Source organism: Streptomyces sp. NPDC048411, from assembly GCF_040704695.1.
Lineage (GTDB): Bacteria > Actinomycetota > Actinomycetes > Streptomycetales > Streptomycetaceae > Streptomyces.
Genome location: NZ_JBEZKL010000283.1, coordinates 1 through 2,722 on the forward strand (window position 1 = coordinate 1; position 2,722 = coordinate 2,722).

Consider the following 2,722-nt stretch of genomic DNA (forward strand, 5'->3'; position numbering starts at 1 on the left):
GCCGGACGCCTCAGGCCTGCCCGACGGCTCCCAGGCCGGCGGGCGTGGCGCCCGGCGGGCCGAGGATGACGTCCCCGAACTCCTCGGTGACGGTCTTGAAAAGCTCCATGTCCCACTCGGTCTCGGCCGTGGCCAGGTGGGCGGGCGTACCCGTGCGACGGATCAGCTCGGCGAACCTGGCGGGGGAGGTGATGGCCAGGGTACGCGCGCCGTCCTCGCCCGCTTTGATGGTGTGCGGTGTGTTCATCGGGACCCGGTAGAAGTCGCCGGAGCGCAGGGTGTACGTGTTGGGGCCGGACCATACAGTCAGAGTGCCCTCCACGACCCAGATACGTTCCTCGTATCCGGTGTGCATGTGCAGCGGCGTGCCCGCGTGGGCGGGCAGCGTCACGTCGGATATGTCGTGACGGCCCTCCGTCTCCTCCGCGGATGTGAGGATGGACAGATGTAAGTGCTGGCCCAGGACGAACTGACGGTCCTGGGGAACAGGCGGCGGTGAAGGGAAGTTGCTCATGGTGCGTGGCTCCTGGCTCACATGGACACCGAGACCCGGTACGCGGGTGACGTGCGAGCGCGCACGTGAGAGACCCCCGAGCGGGTCTTCATTCGATAGAGGCAGTCTATACAGAAGAAACATGTGGGCGTGAGGGAGGCGCTGTGACGGCACCGGCGTCGCACCCCGGAAACACCCACTGGGAGGACCGGCGGTTCAGAGGGCTGGACTCACGACGGTTCAGAGGGGTCGACAGGGACCGGACCACCGGACGCCCCTGCCGGCATCGGGTCGGTGACGGTGCGCCGGATTGACACCTGGGGACAACGTCTGAACCTTCTGCGCCGCGGTCTCGTTCTGTGGGTGGGGCGGGGGATGTCGGTACGCCGTCGCCTGTCCGTCAGCATCACGGCTGCCTGAAGCGGGCGCAAGCCCGCCGGCGTACGCCGCCGGGATCGGGAGGAGCATCGCGTACGAGGACGCTCGCCGTCCTCACCGCCAGACCGGTCCCGGGTACCCGTCCGTTTCCCCGATTCGTTCCGCCGTCGGGGTTCCACCGGCAAGGGAGCAACCATGGACGCGCACCACGGCAGTCGCCTGCAAGAGGCTCTGGCGGCGTTCGCCAGAAAACACGAGGCCCTGCTCAAGGCCGAGCTGGAACTGCAGACCACATCGGTGACGGCCCGGTCCAGGGACGGTGCCGTGGAGGCCACTGTGGGGGGTGACGGCGAGACGTCCGGAGTGCGTTTCCCCAACAACATGTTCCAGGTCATGAGCGGTCAGGCGCTGGCCGACAGCTTCATGGAGGCGCTCGCGAGGGCGCGGTCGGAGGTGGCGACCCGCCGCATCGCCATCGTGGAGTCCGCCAGGCTCCAGATGGCGCGTGGACACGGTCAGCCGGGCCCGGAACGCCCCGGCCTGGGCCGCGAGCCCGAGCCGGGAATGCCCCCTGACACGATCAAGCAGCCGTTGACGAAGCGCACCCTGGGAATCGGGTGGTGACCGGTCGGTGACCCGTCGGGTCTCAGCTCGTGGACCACTTCTGGTCGGGCGTACCGGCGCAGGACCACAGCTGCAGGCGAGGCGCGGCGCCCTGGCCGCCACCGCCGTGGCGGGACTCGGGGTCGTGTGAGCCGGGCTGTCACGGCACCGGGGACTCCACGCACATCTCCAGCGCGGCGGTGAGCTGCCGCCGGAAGGTGTCCACCCGGGGATAGTGGCGCACGTCCTGGATGAGAGCCGGCAGCACGTACCGCTCGGCGACGATCCACTGTGCGGCGTCCGCCCGGTCGTCGAACCGCTGGGGACGGACGCCGACGCGCGGGGGAGGCAGGACGACGTCGCTGTTGTGTGGAGCGAGGAGGGTGGTTGCGGCGTCGGCACTGTGCAGGTAGTGCTCGAACATCCGGGCGCGGGCCTCGGCGAGGATCTCCTTCCCGTCCACGCTGCGGCCCAGTTCCGCCGCGTAGCTGCGCAGCAGTGTGTGGCAGGCGTACCGGCCGGGAGTCTGTTCCACGATCATGTTGCGGTCGACGAGTTCGGCCATGTACTCACGTGTTGCCCGCGGGTGGGTACTCGACAGGCTCGTTGCGGCGGACAGGGTGATGTCTTGTGAGGGGTGCAGGCTGAGGAGCCGGAACAGGGCCGCGGCACCGCCGCTCAGCGTGTCGTAGCTGCGGGAGAAGACGCTTCGGGGATCGGTGCGGGGATCGTGGCTGGAGAAGGCCACGAGGCTGTCCTGGTTGTCGCGGAGATGCTGCGCGAGCGCGCCGAGCGGGAAGTGGGGATGCATGAGGGCACGCGCGCTGACGACGGCCAGTGCCAGGGGGAGTCCGCCACACAGGTCGACGATCTCCTTCGCTGTCGTCCGTGCGCCTCTGATCCGGTCCGCGCCCAGCCGGTGTTCGAGCAGTTCCAGGCCCACCGTCACGAACACGCTCAACGCGACACCAGGACCGGCATACCGCCCCCTGCAGCAGGACCATCCGTCAGCGTGATTCCACGTAACTTATAGGTAGAGCCAGCCCTCGGTGGTGGGCAGGTAGGTGATGTCGCCGACCAGCTTGGTGCCGGGGAGCTCGGCATGGAAGTCGCGGCCGATGAGGTCCGGGGCCGGCTTCGCCTTCTTGTCCGCCCGGGTCAGCGAGCGGTGCTTGCGCCGGGTGACGCCGCGGATGTCGCGTTCGCGCATGATGCGGGCGATGCGCTTGCGGTTCACCCGCTGCCCCA

At 69.0% G+C, this 2,722-nt stretch carries 4 protein-coding genes; 1 reads left to right on the forward strand and 3 read right to left on the reverse strand.

The genetic code is table 11. The features are described 5' to 3' along the window. Positions 1–10: 10 nt before the first annotated feature. Entirely contained in the window at positions 11–514 is a 504-nt protein-coding gene (locus AB0915_RS38920) for a cupin domain-containing protein (RefSeq protein WP_366696097.1), read from the reverse strand. A gap of 552 nt (positions 515–1,066) precedes the next feature. Between AB0915_RS38920 and AB0915_RS38925 the strand changes: the two genes are divergently transcribed. Then, positions 1,067–1,495, forward strand: a complete 429-nt coding sequence (locus AB0915_RS38925) for a YbaB/EbfC family nucleoid-associated protein (protein WP_366696099.1) — start codon at positions 1,067–1,069, stop codon at positions 1,493–1,495. A gap of 139 nt (positions 1,496–1,634) precedes the next feature. Here the strand turns inward: AB0915_RS38925 and AB0915_RS38930 are convergent, their stop codons facing one another. Together AB0915_RS38930 and AB0915_RS38935 are read right to left on the reverse strand one after the other, a co-directional pair. After that, positions 1,635–2,435 (reverse strand): hypothetical protein, encoded by an 801-nt coding sequence (locus AB0915_RS38930; RefSeq protein ID WP_366696101.1) that lies wholly within the window; start codon positions 2,433–2,435, stop codon positions 1,635–1,637. A 66-nt stretch (positions 2,436–2,501) separates the two neighbouring features. Continuing rightward, on the reverse strand, positions 2,502–2,722 hold a 221-nt coding region (locus AB0915_RS38935; RefSeq protein ID WP_366696103.1), incomplete at its 5' end, for an IS3 family transposase.

What these genes read in the sequence shown, in the direction of transcription:
- AB0915_RS38920 (WP_366696097.1), bottom strand. Translation starts at nt 514, where the DNA reads ATGAGCAACTTCCCTTCACCGCCGCCTGTTCCCCAGGACCGTCAGTTC.
- AB0915_RS38925 (WP_366696099.1), top strand. Translation starts at nt 1,067, where the DNA reads ATGGACGCGCACCACGGCAGTCGCCTGCAAGAGGCTCTGGCGGCGTTC.